At 50.8% G+C, this 15,440-nt stretch carries 16 protein-coding genes; all 16 read left to right on the top strand.

From position 1 onward, the window contains the following. Nucleotides 1-23 precede the first annotated feature (23 nt). Nucleotides 24-1,046, top strand: a complete 1,023-nt coding sequence (locus tag GYMC10_RS20315; protein WP_015736281.1) for a helix-turn-helix domain-containing protein — start codon at nt 24-26, stop codon at nt 1,044-1,046. Nucleotides 1,047-1,122: 76 nt separating this feature from the next. Further along, nucleotides 1,123-1,296 carry a hypothetical protein gene (locus GYMC10_RS32600; protein ID WP_009589315.1) on the top strand — a complete coding sequence of 58 codons (174 nt, stop codon included), beginning with the start codon at nt 1,123-1,125 and terminating at the stop codon, nt 1,294-1,296. A gap of 151 nt (nt 1,297-1,447) precedes the next feature. Continuing rightward, the gene (locus GYMC10_RS20310; protein WP_009589306.1) at nt 1,448-1,939 is read left to right on the top strand and encodes a YajQ family cyclic di-GMP-binding protein; all 492 of its coding nucleotides are present in this window, start codon (nt 1,448-1,450) and stop codon (nt 1,937-1,939) included. A gap of 264 nt (nt 1,940-2,203) precedes the next feature. Further along, nucleotides 2,204-2,791 (top strand): CDP-diacylglycerol--glycerol-3-phosphate 3-phosphatidyltransferase, encoded by a 588-nt coding sequence (gene pgsA, locus GYMC10_RS20305; protein ID WP_009589313.1) that lies wholly within the window; start codon nt 2,204-2,206, stop codon nt 2,789-2,791. 103 nt (nt 2,792-2,894) lie between these two features. Beyond that, nucleotides 2,895-4,157, top strand: a complete 1,263-nt coding sequence (locus GYMC10_RS20300) for a competence/damage-inducible protein A (RefSeq protein ID WP_015736280.1) — start codon at nt 2,895-2,897, stop codon at nt 4,155-4,157. 288 nt (nt 4,158-4,445) lie between these two features. Continuing rightward, a complete protein-coding gene (recA, locus tag GYMC10_RS20295) occupies nt 4,446-5,507 on the top strand; it encodes a recombinase RecA (protein ID WP_015736279.1) in 1,062 nt (353 codons plus the stop codon). A 139-nt stretch (nt 5,508-5,646) separates the two neighbouring features. Next, nucleotides 5,647-6,384: a regulatory protein RecX gene (locus tag GYMC10_RS20290; protein WP_015736278.1), complete on the top strand. Its 738-nt coding sequence runs from the start codon at nt 5,647-5,649 to the stop codon at nt 6,382-6,384. Nucleotides 6,385-6,749: 365 nt separating this feature from the next. Further along, on the top strand, nt 6,750-8,291 hold the full coding sequence (gene rny / locus GYMC10_RS20285) for a ribonuclease Y (RefSeq protein WP_009589303.1): 1,542 nt from the start codon (nt 6,750-6,752) through the stop codon (nt 8,289-8,291). Between the two features lie 139 nt (nt 8,292-8,430). Next, complete coding sequence (locus GYMC10_RS20280) at nt 8,431-9,234, top strand: TIGR00282 family metallophosphoesterase (protein WP_015736277.1); 804 nt, start codon at nt 8,431-8,433, stop codon at nt 9,232-9,234. Between the two features lie 129 nt (nt 9,235-9,363). Beyond that, nucleotides 9,364-9,624 (top strand): stage V sporulation protein S, encoded by a 261-nt coding sequence (locus tag GYMC10_RS20275; protein ID WP_006211249.1) that lies wholly within the window; start codon nt 9,364-9,366, stop codon nt 9,622-9,624. Nucleotides 9,625-9,713: 89 nt separating this feature from the next. After that, nucleotides 9,714-10,685 (top strand): dipeptidase, encoded by a 972-nt coding sequence (locus tag GYMC10_RS20270; protein WP_015736276.1) that lies wholly within the window; start codon nt 9,714-9,716, stop codon nt 10,683-10,685. A 163-nt stretch (nt 10,686-10,848) separates the two neighbouring features. Continuing rightward, complete coding sequence (gene pduL / locus GYMC10_RS20265; protein WP_015736275.1) at nt 10,849-11,421, top strand: phosphate propanoyltransferase; 573 nt, start codon at nt 10,849-10,851, stop codon at nt 11,419-11,421. A 302-nt stretch (nt 11,422-11,723) separates the two neighbouring features. Beyond that, complete coding sequence (gene miaB / locus GYMC10_RS20260) at nt 11,724-13,283, top strand: tRNA (N6-isopentenyl adenosine(37)-C2)-methylthiotransferase MiaB (protein ID WP_015736274.1); 1,560 nt, start codon at nt 11,724-11,726, stop codon at nt 13,281-13,283. A 101-nt stretch (nt 13,284-13,384) separates the two neighbouring features. Then, nucleotides 13,385-13,834, top strand: a complete 450-nt coding sequence (locus GYMC10_RS20255; RefSeq protein WP_015736273.1) for a RicAFT regulatory complex protein RicA family protein — start codon at nt 13,385-13,387, stop codon at nt 13,832-13,834. Between the two features lie 161 nt (nt 13,835-13,995). Next, nucleotides 13,996-14,781 (top strand): NUDIX hydrolase, encoded by a 786-nt coding sequence (locus tag GYMC10_RS20250; RefSeq protein WP_015736272.1) that lies wholly within the window; start codon nt 13,996-13,998, stop codon nt 14,779-14,781. Between the two features lie 67 nt (nt 14,782-14,848). Continuing rightward, on the top strand, nt 14,849-15,406 hold the full coding sequence (locus GYMC10_RS20245; RefSeq protein ID WP_015736271.1) for a cysteine hydrolase family protein: 558 nt from the start codon (nt 14,849-14,851) through the stop codon (nt 15,404-15,406). Nucleotides 15,407-15,440 lie beyond the last annotated feature (34 nt).

The raw sequence follows: 15,440 nt of genomic DNA, 5'->3' as shown, positions 1-15,440 counted from the left end.
ATTCTAAAGTAGGAGGTGATGGCATGTCCGAACTGGGACAGCAATTAAGGGAGGCGCGTCTGCAAAAAGGGATGAGCCTTGATGATGTGCAGGAAATGACTAAAATACGCAAGCGATACTTGGAAGCCATCGAGGCAGGGGATTACAAAGTACTTCCCGGCAGTTTTTACGTGCGGGCATTCATCAAAACCTATGCGGAAGCGGTGGGGATTGACCCGGACGAACTGCTTGAAGGGCATAAACAGGATGTGCCTAAATCCGAACCGGAAGCGACCATGGAGCCGGTTATTCAAAAGCGCGCCAGCAGACCGACAGCCGAACGGAACATGAAATGGCTGCCTACGCTGCTGATGTGGACATTCCCGATCCTGATCGTTGTTGTCATATATTTGGTGGCCATCAATTCGAATGAGCCTAAGGACGAACCGCCGGTCAGCAACAATGATCAGACGCAGACCGATCAGGCGCAGAACCCGCAAACTCCGGATAACACGGATCCCGTGACGCCAGGCGACGGAGCGCAGGGCGGCGAAAACACCCCGGACGGCACGGTAAACGAAGGCACGGACGGAGAAGGAACTGATACCCCGGACGGAACAGAAGGCACAGACGGAACGGATGGAACGGACATCGATGAACCGGGTGATTCAACGCCTGGAGCGGCTACGGTGACGCAGGACCGGACGGAAGGCAAGAACACCGTATTTAAGGTATCGGGCTCGTCCGTGAAGGTTGAGATTGTGGCAATCAGTGACGGTAAAAGTTGGGTCGAAGTATATCGTGGCAACAATGCTTCCGGGGAGAAGCTGGCTTTCCAAATGCTCGAGAACGGTGCTTCGCTGAGCTTTGACATGGACAGCCAGGGGCTGTACGTGAAGTCGGCCAATTCTGCTGCAACGACCATTACGGTTGGCGGCCAGCCCGTAACGGATGGGAAGTCCACGTCGCGCATCGTGTTGGAGCCGGCTGATGGTTCCGCAAGCACGATGGACAACACGGGTACCGGGGATACTACGGATACATCGGATACCACCGACTTCGAATAATTGCCTGTCCTCCAGGCCATCATAACAGCATGCAGCTGCATGCTGTTATTTCACTTCCCGAAAGAGGTGATGCTCTGTGACGGTCAATTGGATTATATTCGGATTAGGCGTTATCGTCAGCCTCTTGGGCTATTATTTGATCCCAAGCAGCTGGGGGTATGGCATATTAGGCTTTGGGCTGGCACATATTTTACTCGGCATACTGAGTATGTTCCGCCGTCCGGTGCATGATGAGAAAGCTAGCAGTTGAGGGAGCGGGCTTCGTTTTCGCCGGATGATGTTGGCGATAAGCGGAGTCTTTTTCGTTCCTGATCCATCGCGGATTCCTTACAGGATTAGACTTGTCTCTCGGTTTTACCTATAATAGAAGCATTATCGCCAAATGAAAGGAAGGATTCACCATGGCTTCAGAAAGCTCATTTGATATCGTATCCAAAATGGATATGCAGGAACTTACCAATGCGGTTAATCAAGCGGAGCGCGAGATCGAAAACCGTTTTGACTTCAAGGGCAGCAAGAGCAGCTTGAAGCTGGACAAGGACGCGCTGGTCATTGCCTCCGATGACGAGTACAAACTCAACGCCGTTATCGATATTTTGCAGACCAAGATGGTGAAGCGGGGCTTGTCGCTTAAAAATGTGGAGTACGGTAAGATCGAGCCGGCTTCCATGGGTACCGTCCGTCAGCGTCTGACCTTGAAGCAAGGAATCGACCAGGAAAATTCCAAAAAGATCAATATTTTGATCCGTGATTCCAAGCTGAAGGTCAAGAGCCAGATTCAAGGAGACCAGATTCGGGTAACCGGAAAAAGCAAGGATGATCTTCAGCAGATCATGCAGCTGCTTCGCAAAGCGGACCTTTCCTTGGATCTGCAATTCACCAATTTTAAATAAACGCTCCTCTCCCTTTAAGCAATAAGGGGTGGGTTCGGCTGGTTTGTTTCTTTTGACAGGGCGTCAACGGAAATATTATACTAAAAAACGATATATAAGGATTAACGTATACATAGATTACTGGGGGATGAAAATGACAGACAGCGATGCACGCTTCAAACCCTTTAGGCTCTTGGGAAGAGCGACCCTGATGACATGCAGAAGGATAACCGCTGCAGGGTCTGCCGAGTTAACAAGACAACCCGTTGCAAGGGAGGTTGCCCCATGAATTTACCCAATCGTATCACGTTGGCCCGCATTTGCTTGATCCCTGTCATGATGATTTTCCTGCTGGTGGATTTTGATTTTTATCCGGATCCCATTGTGTGGAATGATTTTGTCCTGCCCTATAACCAATTGATTGCGGCACTGATATTCATACTTGCTGCAAGCACGGACGGCATTGACGGGTATCTGGCCCGGAAAAACAATATGGTGACGAATCTGGGTAAACTTCTGGATCCGCTGGCGGACAAACTGCTGGTTGCGGCCATACTCATATCGCTTGTAGAGATGGGAAAATGCGAATCCTGGATTGCTGTTGTCATCATCAGCAGGGAATTTGCGGTGACTGGCTTGAGACAAATTGCGCTTCTGGAAGGTTCGGTAGTCGCAGCAGGTCAATCCGGAAAAATCAAGACGGTGATTCAGATCGTGGCGATTGTCGCGCTTCTGATCAACAATTTCCCGTTTGTATTTTTGGGGATTCCGTTTGATGTCATTGCGATCTGGGCTGCCGCGCTGATTACGATCTATTCGGGAATCGAATATTTTGTCCAAAACAGGCACCTTCTCAAAGGTACCGGGGCATAACGGCAATAGGAGCCATCCTATTGCTTTTTTCTTCCGCCGGGTAAGAAAATAACGAAGGCAGCTACTAACGAAGAGATAGAAGATACGGGAGGATCGATGAATCATGAAAGCAGAAATCATTGCAGTTGGAACAGAACTTCTCCTCGGACAGATCGTGAATACCAACGCACAGTATTTGTCCAGACAGCTTGCTTCAATGGGGATCGACGTGTACTATCAAACCGTTGTCGGGGACAACCTGGAGAGGCTCAAGGAGGCCTTGCGCCTGTCCAGCAGCAGAGCCGATATTGTACTCCTGTCCGGCGGTCTCGGTCCCACGCAGGACGATCTGACGAAGGATGCGCTGGCTTCCTTTCTAAATCGTTCCTTGCATATCGACCGGATGGCCATGGACCGGATTGAACGCTTCTTTCATGAGCGGGGATCCGTCATGACCGAGAACAATCGGCGCCAGGCTCTCGCCATCGAGGGAGGCACCCCGCTTCCGAACGAGACAGGCCTCGCCGTTGGGAACGCGGTATCCTATGAAGGCACTCATTATATCGTTTTGCCGGGGCCGCCCAAAGAATTGATGCCGATGTTTGAGCAGGAGGCCAAGCCTTGGCTTCTGCAGCATGTGCTCACGGATGAGCTTCCCATCTATTCGAAGATGCTTAAATTCGCGGGCATTGGGGAGTCCGCGCTGGATCAGCGTCTGGAGGACCTGATTACGGCCCAGACCGATCCGACGATTGCTTTGTATGCCAAGGACGGGGAGGTCACCGTCCGCATCTCCACGAAGGCCTCCAGCGAGTCTGAGGCGATGGTCCGACTGAATGAACTGGAAGCCAGGATCCAGGAGAGAGGGCCTGAATTTATGTATGCCAACGAGGATGTGCCTATCGAAAAGGTCATCGTGGACATGATGGCAGATCGAAGCTGGACCCTGAGCGCGGCGGAGAGCTGCACGGGAGGACTTGTAGCGGAGACCCTGACCTCCATTCCCGGAAGCGCATCGATGTTTCTTGGGGGGATCATCTGTTACACCAACCAGATCAAGGAGAAGCTTGTGCATATCCCGCATGCGCTGCTGGAGGGCGACGATGCGCCGGGGGCCGTCAGTGCGGAGGTTGCAGAAGCGCTTGCGGATCATGTCCGGATGGTAACCGACAGCGACTTCGGTTTATCGGTGACAGGCGTGGCAGGTCCGGGTTACGCGGAACGCAAGCCTATAGGGCTGGTCTACATCGGATTGTCCCAAAGGGGCAAAGAAACGGAAGTGCATGAGCTGAACCTCCAAGGCAACCGCGAAACGATCCGGCTCCGCGCAACCAAAGCGCTGCTATACCGGCTTTGGCAGCGTCTCGTAGCGTCTGAGCAGGCTTAGGCTTCGTGGAGAAAAAGGGACCGAGCATTTGGAAAAGTAAAAAATTTACACCTTGCTAAATAGCTGTTCTTGAATTTAGGAACCGTTCCAAGTATAATGGGAAATACGGAAGAACCGTGGCATATCGATTGATGTTGCCACGGTTCTTGTTCTTTATACATAGGGTTCGGAGCATGAACGGGAAGGGGAGTTGAATAAAAAAAACGAATGTATGTTCGAAAAAAAGCTTGGCAAACGTGTCAAAACAAGGTATGATAAGACTATCAACAGTGAAGGGTTGTGGAACAATTGTCAGATCGTCGTGCTGCGCTGGAAATGGCGCTTCGTCAGATAGAGAAACAGTTCGGAAAAGGTTCCATCATGAAACTGGGTGAATCCACCCATATGCAAGTTGAGATTGTGCCAAGCGGATCGTTGGCATTGGATATAGCTTTAGGAACCGGCGGCTTGCCTAGAGGCCGGATTATCGAAGTGTACGGCCCGGAATCCTCCGGTAAAACAACAGTAGCCCTGCATGCCATCGCAGAGGTTCAGAAGGCTGGCGGACAAGCTGCATTTATCGATGCCGAGCATGCTCTGGATCCATCGTATGCAAACAAACTGGGCGTTAATATTGATGAATTGCTGCTCTCCCAACCGGATACGGGCGAGCAGGCGCTGGAAATTGCGGAAGCTCTGGTACGGAGTGGAGCCGTCGATGTCATCGTTATTGACTCGGTTGCCGCGCTTGTACCGAAAGCCGAGATCGAAGGCGACATGGGTGATTCCCACGTAGGTCTGCAAGCCCGTCTGATGTCCCAGGCTCTTCGTAAATTGTCGGGTGCCATCAATAAGTCGAAAACGATTGCCATCTTTATCAACCAGCTTCGCGAGAAGGTTGGCGTTATGTTCGGTAACCCTGAAACAACCCCAGGCGGACGTGCTCTGAAGTTCTATTCCACGGTTCGTTTGGACGTGCGTCGAATTGAGAGCATCAAAATGGGCAACGATGTGGTGGGTAACCGCACACGGATTAAGGTTGTTAAGAACAAGGTAGCTCCACCTTTCAAACAGGCCGAGCTTGATATTATGTACGGCGAAGGCATCTCTAGAGAGGGAAGCCTGATCGATATCGGTACGGAGCTGGATATCGTGGATAAAAGCGGAGCATGGTATTCTTATGCCGGTGACCGTCTTGGTCAAGGCCGCGAGAATGCGAAGCAGTTCTTGAAGGAGAATCCGGAGATCGCAAGCGTGATCGAGAACAAGATCCGTGAAGCGAGTAATCTGACGACGGCTGTTCCTGAGCCTTCCGACAAGGAGAAGGAACAAGAGCAATTGGAAGAGCAAGAGTTGTTTAAGGTAGAGTAATAAATCGCTGGTTAACGATGACAGTGTTTGGGACCGTCCGGTGTGGGTAACGCCAGACGGTCTTCTTTGCATTTATTTCTGCCGAATCATTGGTCTTGACGATGTGTCGAGAAGCGTGCAGCAGTGAAGGGAGCGTCGTATGGATATAGAGAATAAAGAAATGTCGGGGCAGGCGGATTCCTCGGGAATTGGACATTTTCCGGAAGACGAGGATCTGGTCATAACTTCTGTCGAAATGCTGAAAAAGCCCAAACACCGGTATCAAATCGCGTTCGGTCCGTACCTTATGACCGTTCATGAAGACGTGATGCTTAAATATCGCATGTTAAAGGGAAATGTTTTTCGCAAGGAAGAGCTGCAGGAGATTGTCGTGGCAGATGAGCGGCAGCGGGCTTACGTGGAAGCGCTGAATCATTTGGCTCGGAAACCTAGGACGACTCAGGAGATCACGCAGCGTTTGCAGCAAAAGGGGTTCGAGCCCAGCAGCGTGGAGACGACGCTAGAACGCCTCGAGAAGGACAAGCTGTTGGATGACGCGCTGTACGCTAAGATGTGGGCAGAGCAGCGCATGACCAGCCATAAAAAGGGACGGCTGTGGGTTAAGCAGGAGCTGAGGCAGAAGGGGATCGGCACCGAGCTGATTTCGGAGGCTTTGGGCGAGATCAGCGCAGAATCGGAATTGGAGAGCTGCTTGGCCGTGGGACGAAAAAAATGGCAGCAAACCCAGGGGGAGCTGCTGGATCGCAAACGTAAAACCGGAGCATATTTAATGCGTAGGGGGTTTGGGGGAGAGCCTGTGCGCCAGGCACTCAAACTTTTGATTGAAGAGGAGCAGGAGAAAGGCGAATGGGACGAAGAGCCGTATGATTTTGAATAAAGCACAAGCAGGTGTGCATTTTTTCGCTAAAGAAATGGTTTCGCTGGATGAAACTGACGTTTACCCATTGCTTTCCCTTGACAATATCTTTTTATAAATACTAAAATAAATATGAATCTTTTTATCATAAATTAGAATCCTTTTTCCTTCCAAAAAAGTGACTACTTTGTGAAAGATTCTTAAATCGCCAATTCATAGTGAAATGTATTCCGCTGGCTAAGGCGGGATTTGCGTACGGTCATTATGGCGTGCGCAGTATGGACGGCAGCTTCCACTGCCGGAAAATTTTATGTATGAATGAGTAACCTGACAATTGCACATTTTCCCAAGGAATGCCTTGGAGGAAACAACGAGGAGGTGAACAGATGGAAACTTGGATCTGGATCATAATCGTTCTCGCTGTAGCCGCTATATTCTTTGGGTTCGGTTATTTTATTCGCAAATCCCTTGCAGAAGCTAAAATTTCCAGTGCCGAGCATGCCGCTTTGCAGATCGTCGAAAGTGCGAAGAAGGAAGCAGAAGCATTGAAGAAAGAAACGGTTCTCGAAGCTAAAGACGAAGTTCATAAAATCAGAGCCGAAGCTGAAAAAGACACTCGCGAGCGCCGGAATGAAATTCAACGGCAGGAGCGCAGATTGTTGCAAAAGGAAGAGTCGCTGGATAAAAAAATAGAATCTTTGGAACGTAAAGAAGAACAAGTGGCGAACAAAGAGAAACGAATAGAGGAAACCCAGCAGCAAATCGATGCAATTTACAAGAAGCAAACGACGGAACTGGAGCGCATCTCCAACCTGACGATGGAGGATGCCCGCAGCATCATTCTCAGCAATGTCGAGCAAGAAGTTCGTCATGAAACCGCTCAGATGATCAAAGAAATCGAGCAGCAGGCGAAGGAAGAAGCAGATAAGAAATCACGCGAGATCATCACGCTGGCTATTCAACGCTGTGCGGCTGATCACGTAGCTGAGACCACGGTTTCTGTTGTCACCTTGCCGAACGAAGAAATGAAAGGCCGGATTATCGGACGTGAAGGCCGAAACATTCGTGCGCTTGAGACCCTTACAGGGATTGACCTTATTATCGATGATACTCCGGAAGCTGTCATTCTGTCCGGATTTGATCCGATTCGCCGTGAAATTGCCCGTACGGCTTTGGAAAAGCTCGTGGCGGACGGACGGATTCATCCGGCTCGTATCGAAGAAATGGTGGAGAAATCCCGCAAGGAAGTGGACGAACGCATTCGCGAGTATGGAGAACAAGCCACTTTCGAGGTTGGCGTACACGGTTTGCATCCGGATTTGATCAAAATTCTGGGTCGACTGAAATTCCGTACGAGCTATGGACAAAATGTGTTGAAACACTCCATGGAAGTGGCCTATTTGACTGGCCTGATGGCCGGCGAACTGGGCGAAGACATCGTGCTTGCGAAACGGGCAGGACTGTTGCATGACATCGGTAAAGCGCTGGATCATGAAGTGGAAGGATCGCACGTTGAAATCGGCGTGGAGCTGGCGAAGAAGTATAAGGAACATCCGGTGGTTATCAACAGCATTGCCTCTCATCACGGTGACTGCGAAGCAACTTCGGTTATCGCCATGCTGGTGGGCGCAGCCGACGCATTGTCCGCTGCCAGACCGGGAGCTCGTAGAGAGACGCTTGAGACGTACATCCGTCGTCTTGAGAAGCTCGAGGAAATTTCCGAATCCTTTGAAGGCGTTGAGAAATCCTACGCCATTCAAGCAGGACGTGAAGTTCGCGTCATGGTACAGCCGGAAAAAATCGACGATGCCGAAGCATTCCGCTTGGCACGCGACATTACCAAAACGATTGAAAATGAACTGGACTATCCGGGTCATATTAAAGTCACCGTTATCCGGGAAACCCGTGCGGTCGATTACGCGAAATAGAGTTTGGACCTTAAAAAGTGGCCGCATTCCGGCCACTTTTTATCTTTAAGATATCCGAAAATACATATCGGACTATCCATGAATCGGGAACCGACCTGCCTGGGATCAAGTCAGGACAGGACAGGCTCCCCCTGAAGGAGTGATTGACATCAAAGTATTATTCATCGGAGACATTGTCGGCAGCACAGGACGCAAGGCGCTGAAAGCTTCCCTTCCGGAGCTGAAGTCCAAATATAATCCGCACATCATTATTGCCAATGGGGAGAACGCGGCTTCAGGACGCGGCATCACCTCGGCCATCGCCAATGAATTTTTCAATTGGGGCATTCATGGCATCACCTTGGGAAACCACACGTGGGATAACAAGGATATATTTGAATTTATCGACGACGAACCCCGCATGGTTCGCCCGGCGAACTTTCCGCCCGGCACGCCCGGCCGCGGATACACCGTCATTAAAGCGAACGGCAAACAGCTGGCGATCGTGAATCTGCAGGGACGGACATTCCTGCCAGCCATCGATTGCCCGTTCCGGGCCGCCGATGACATCGTGGATACACTGCGCCAGAAGCACAAATGCATCCTTGTGGATTTTCATGCTGAAGCGACCTCGGAGAAAATTGCCATGGGATGGCATCTGGAAGGCCGTGCCTCGATGGTGGTCGGCACGCACACCCACGTGCAGAGCAATGACGATTCCATACTCCCGGGAGGAACGGCATACATTACGGATACCGGCATGGTGGGCTCCAAGGAAGGCATCCTCGGCATGCAGCGCGATGCGGTCATGTATAAATTCAAGACCCAGCTTCCTGCCCGTTTCCAGGTCGACGAAGGCAAATGGCAGTTCCATGCCGTATGCGTAGACATGGATGAGGAGACGGGAAAAGCCCGGAAGATCCAAAAAATCCGCATGTACGAAGATGAATGGCGGATGGATTAAAAACGTCAAAATCCGTTTAATTAAATTAGGTACGGATGGTAAAAAGCAGGAATTTTTTCCCCTCTCACGAATAACATCTAGTAAGCGGAAGCAAACCATCACTCAACATTCCCAGGGGAGGTACTTACCATGGAAGTATTAAAAGTTTCAGCAAAATCCAATCCTAATTCGGTTGCAGGGGCGCTCGCTGGAGTTCTTCGGGAGCGGGGCGGAGCGGAACTGCAAGCGATTGGGGCGGGAGCACTGAACCAGGCCATTAAAGCGGTAGCGATTGCCCGGGGATTTGTAGCACCGAGCGGGGTGGATTTGATATGCATCCCTGCTTTTACGGATATTGTGATTGATGGCGAAGACCGGACGGCAATTAAATTGATCGTGGAACCTAGATAAATTTCGAATGTTGAGGATGAGCCTGTTTACTCTGCTAAGCGTAAACAGGCTTTTTGCTGTGACAGGCCAGAAGGGGGATGAGCGCCGCGATGCGGACGGTTGATTTTCACTGCGATGTTTTGAGCAAAATGTGGGAAGATCCCAAAGCCTCTTTTGTGGACGGCCCGCATTTGGATGTAACGATGCAGCGTTTGGAGCACGGGGATCTGGCGCTTCAGGTGTTCGCTGTGTTCTTGTCGGAGAAATTCGGGAGGCCCTCCTTTGAGCGCGTACTGGCCCAATTGGATGTATACCGAAGCCGCATCGTGAACGCGGGTCATCTGAAGCCCCTGCTCTGGCGGGAACAAGTCCGGGAGATGAGACAACGCAAAACGGAGCGGTACGGCGTCCTGTCGCTGGAAGGCGTTGACGGGCTGGAGGGCAATCTGTATTACGTTCAGCTTTTATTTGATATGGGCGTACGATTGATGGGAGTTACCTGGAATTATGCCAACTGGGCAGCGGATGGCGTGCTGGAGCAGCGAAACGGCGGGTTTACGGAACGGGGACGTCAGCTGATCGAGCAATGTCATAGAACAGGCATCATTCTGGATGTGTCCCATCTGTCCCAGGCCGGTTTCTGGGAACTGGCGGAGCTGACTCAGCGGCCCGTCATTGCTTCGCATTCCAATGCCTACTCCATTTGCCCGCATCCCCGGAATTTGAGCGATGAACAGATACGGGCACTGATAGCGTTAAACGGCATGATCGGCATCACGTTTGTGCCCTGGTTTATCCGCAGCGGTGTCCAGCGGGTGACGCCGGAGGACGTCCTGCCACACATCGAAAAGATTTGTGAGCTGGGCGGAGAGAAGCACATCATGTTCGGGTCGGATTTCGACGGGATCGATCAGTGGATCGAAGGGCTGGAGCATCCTGGCCGGTATCCGGATTTTCAAGAGCTGCTGCTCAAGTTTTATCCCGAATCGACGGTCAAGGGCTGGATGTCGGATAATCCGCTGCGTTTTCTTGAACAGCATTTGCCTTCATCGCCGGTTCAAGAAGATGAACATGATGCATAACATCCCGGATTTGAGGATAACTATGACAATCCTGTTGCAGATCGTGCAAGAAACGAAAGAAGGCGACCTGAAACACGCGGGTTGCCTTTTTATTTTTGGGTAATAGAGAGTATAATAGGTGATGGCATGTACAGCATATAGAGAAAAACAAGGAGTGAGACAGATGAGTAAAACTGTACCTGTGGGTGTATCCGCCCGCCATATTCATTTAACCCAAGAGCATATTGAGGCATTGTTCGGCCCTGGATATCAACTTACAGAGTTCAAACCTTTGTCCCAGCCAGGACAATTCGCGGCCAACGAAACGGTAGCGGTCATTGGAACGAAGGGACAATTCGATAAAGTAAGAATTTTGGGACCTGCGCGTCCTGCAACCCAACTGGAAATTTCCCGTACGGATTCCTTTGCCATCGGCGTGAAAGCACCCGTGCGCGAATCCGGTAACATTGCCGGAACCCCGGGAATCACGATTAAAGGCCCGGCAGGTGAAGTAACGGTAAACGAAGGCGTCATCGTGGCCGCTCGTCATATTCACTTCCATACATCCGATGCGGAGCAGTGGGGCATCAAGGACAAGGACCTGCTCAAAGTGCGCCTAGGCGGCGAACGCGGCCTCGTGCTGGAGAACGTCATTGCCCGCGTATCCGACAATTTTGCGCTCGACATGCACATCGACACCGATGAGGCCAACGCGGCCGGCGCCAAAAACGGAGACACTGCTGAAATTATTGATTAATCCGCGGCTTTAGAAAGCCATAAGAACATACTGTATGTGTCACGCATGCGCAACTTTTACAAGTTCGCAGTCAAGAAGAGCCTGGATCGATTCATCGATGCCAGGCTCTTTTTTGGGAATTCCAAGTTTAGGGTCGGCGTGCTGCCGAACATGTGGAAGAAGAAATCAACGGCCAAGGAACGCTCTAATAGCACCAGGGTGGTAGCTTAGGCATAAAGATCATGATATAATTTAAAACAGTGCCTATTAAGCAATATTGTCATGTAAACCAGAGATTTTGCGGATCTAAGGAGTGACCTAGCATGTCGAAAGAAAGTAAGGACTACTCCAAGTATTTTGATTTTTCAGGAGCCAAAGTTCTCTCGGAAGACGAACACGGGAAGAGAATTCGCATCAATGGCCGGGAAATCAACATTCTTTCGGAGCCTAATCATAGACAGGAAAAACAACGCGGCAAACAGAGTGTCGAAGTCCTGTACGATACCGAGCTGCCTGAGGAGTTCCGAAGCATAGGGGCTGGCAAGCATTACATCGTGTATACGTACGGATGCCAGATGAATGAGCATGATTCCGAGACGATTAAGGGATTGCTGGAGCAGATGGGCTACCGGGCAACCGAGGATCGCAAGCAGGCGGACATCATTTTGCTCAACACATGTGCCATTCGTGAGAATGCGGAGGACAAGGTGTTTGGCGAACTCGGCCACCTGAAGCATCTGAAGACGGAAAAGCCGGATATGCTGCTTGGGGTTTGCGGCTGCATGTCGCAGGAAGAATCGGTCGTGAATCGAATTCTCCAAAAACATGGCTTCGTGGATCTGATCTTCGGCACGCATAACGTACATCGTCTGCCTCACTTGATTCAGGAAGCGCTCTTCAGCAAGGAAATGGTGGTTGAAGTGTGGTCCAAGGAAGGCGACATTGTCGAGAATCTTCCGAAGAAAAGGGAAGGTCTCCGCGGCTGGGTCAACATTATGTACGGCTGTGATAAATTCTGTACATACTGCATCGTCCCTTACACTCGCGGCAAGGAACGCAGCCGGCGTCCGGAGGACGTCATTGCCGAGGTTCGCGAATTGGCCCGTCAAGGGTATAAGGAAATTACGCTGCTCGGTCAAAACGTGAATGCATACGGCAAAGATTTTGAAGATATACAGTATCGCTTCGGCGATCTGATGGATGATATTCACAAAATCGATATCCCGCGCGTTCGCTTCACGACATCCCATCCAAGGGACTTCGACGATCATCTGATCGAGGTGCTGGCGAAGGGCGGCAACCTGGTGGAGCATATTCATCTGCCGGTGCAGTCGGGAAGCTCGCAAGTGCTCAAGAAAATGAGCCGGAAATATACCCGCGAGACGTATTTGGAACTGGCCCATAAGATTAAGAAGGCGATTCCCAATGTAGCGTTCACCACCGACATCATTGTCGGTTTCCCCGGCGAAACCGATGAGCAGTTTGAGGAGACGCTGTCCCTGGTACGGGAAGTAGGTTATGACTCTGCGTATACCTTTATTTATTCTCCGCGCGAAGGAACGCCGGCAGCGGTGATGGAGGATAACGTGCCGATGGAGGTTAAGAGCGAGCGTCTGCAGCGCTTGAACGCCGCCATTAATGAATACAGCCGCAAGAGCAACGACAGGCTGCTTGGATCTACGGTGGAGGTCCTGGTAGAAGGAGTCAGCAAGAACAATGATTCCATGCTGTCCGGACGCACGCGCACGAACAAGCTGGTGCATTTTGAAGGCTCAACGGAACTCGTAGGCAGCTTCGTGAATGTACGGATCACGGATACGAAGACCTGGTATATCAAAGGGGATATGATCCCGGACGCGATTCCTGCCTCAGATGCGGTATAATGGAGGGGCAAGAAGCATGCCAATGCAGCATAGACCGTTACCGCAATGGATCCATGCCTGCATATACCCATATAGATGATGAAGAATTGGAGCGATGAACCTTGGCACATGATCATGTTCGTACCAACACCTACGGTATGTCCACTTACAATACGCGTGAATTGATTATACGCGACGATATTCTGGCGAAAGCCGGCGAGCTGGCGAATTTAATATCCACAAGCGAAGAAGTTCAGATGTTTAAGCAAGCTGAAGAGAAGATCCAGAATCACGAACGGGTCCAAAACCTGATCAAAACCATTAAGAAAAAGCAAAAAGAAATCGTAGCTTTTGAAACGTTCCAGAACAAGGACATGGTAGCAAAAATCGAACGCGAGATCGAAGAGCTGCAGGAGGAGATTGACAGCATTCCGCTCGTGATGGAGTTCCAGCAAAGTCAGAGCGACATTAATTATCTCCTTCAGCTGGTCGTGTCCGTGATTCACGATACCGTTTCGGAAAAAGTGAACGTGGAAACAGGTAAAGATACGCCGCCAAGCAGCTGCGGATAGAGGAAACGAGGTGCGGAATGGTTCCGCACCTTTTCTGTTCTTGTTAAGGCATGCACAGAATGAGAATGTATAGGGCATAGTAAACTTATATAGAGATTGGGCTAGGAAATCCTTGACATCATTTTTAAATATGTCATAATGAAATTATCAAATTAATAGTTATGGTGATGGAAATGACGGATCGCGAACAGGCGCCAAAGAGCAGTGCCAAGAAATACAGAACACCGGACGGTGTGCCCGCCGATATCGTGATGTTTACCCTGACGAAGCGGGAACGGAAGACCTTTACTAAGACACTGCCCATTCGGGAGCTTAAGGTGATGCTGATCCGGCGCAGGTCATGGCCTTGTGCCGGCATGTGGGCGCTTCCCGGCGGTTTTTGCCGTGAAAGCGAGTCGATTTACGATGCCGCCAAACGGGAGCTGAAGGAAGAGACCGGGGTGGACGGCGGACACTTGGAGTACTTGGGCGTGTATAGCGCGCCGGGACGTGATCCAAGGGGTTGGATTATCAGCCATGCCTTCTATGCGCTCGTAGAGGAGTGGATGCTGGAGCACCGCCAGGCTGCCGATGACGCGGAAGAGGTTGGCCTGTTTACGGTCGCGGAAGCTCTGGAGGAGCTGGAGCTTGCTTTTGACCACAGGGATATTATTATGGATGCTTACCGCAAGATTCAGCTGCAAATGCTGCAAACGACGATTGCCAGGCAGTTTTTGCCGGAGCATTTTACGCTGAGCGAGTTATACCAGGTCATCCAGACGGTTGTGCCCGAGTTCAACGAACCCAACTTTATCCGTAAAATCACATCGACCCGCAGCAGACAGGGGATACTGGAAGAAGCGCGGGATGAGAACGGCAAGCCGCTAAGCTCCAACCAATATTCGCAGCGTCCGGCCCAATTGTACCGATTTACGGATCATGCGCCGCTGCTATCGATTTATACGTAGCAGGTCTATGATTCAACCGCTGTTATTTTATCGATCACATTAATCATATCGTAGAGGAGTGTGTCAGATGAAAGCCTTAATCGTGATAGATTTCACGAATGATTTCGTGGATGGTAATCTGCCGGTAGGGAAGCCCGCCATCGACATTCAGAAGACCATTGCAGAGTTGACCCGGTTATACAGCGATCGCGGAGATTTTGTCGTCATGGCCGTGGACCTGCATGAGCAGGACGATGCTTTTCACCCCGAAACCAAGCTGTTTCCTCCGCATAACATCCGGGGAACCCGGGGGCGGGAATTATACGGCGAGTTGCAGCAGGTCTATGAGGATCGCAAGGATACGATCTATTGGATGGATAAAACAAGATACAGCGCATTTTGCGGTACGGATCTGAACCAGAAGCTGCGGGAACGCGGGATTACCGAAGTCGATCTTGTAGGGGTATGCACCGACATCTGCGTGCTGCATACTGCCGTGGATGCGTATAACTACGGGTACAAAATAACGGTCTATGAGGATGGCGTTGCCAGCTTCAATCCGGAGGGGCATAAGTGGGCGTTAAGCCACTTTCAGGGCAGTCTCGGGGCAGCCGTTGTGCGAAGCGAAGAATTTCTTAATCGATAGACAGCTCGAACTACCCGGAAGCATGGATGAACCG

It is taken from the genome of Paenibacillus sp. Y412MC10, from assembly GCF_000024685.1.
Classification (GTDB): Bacteria; Bacillota; Bacilli; order Paenibacillales; family Paenibacillaceae; genus Paenibacillus_AQ; species Paenibacillus_AQ lautus_A.
This window is presented reverse-complemented; position numbering and strand designations above follow the sequence as displayed.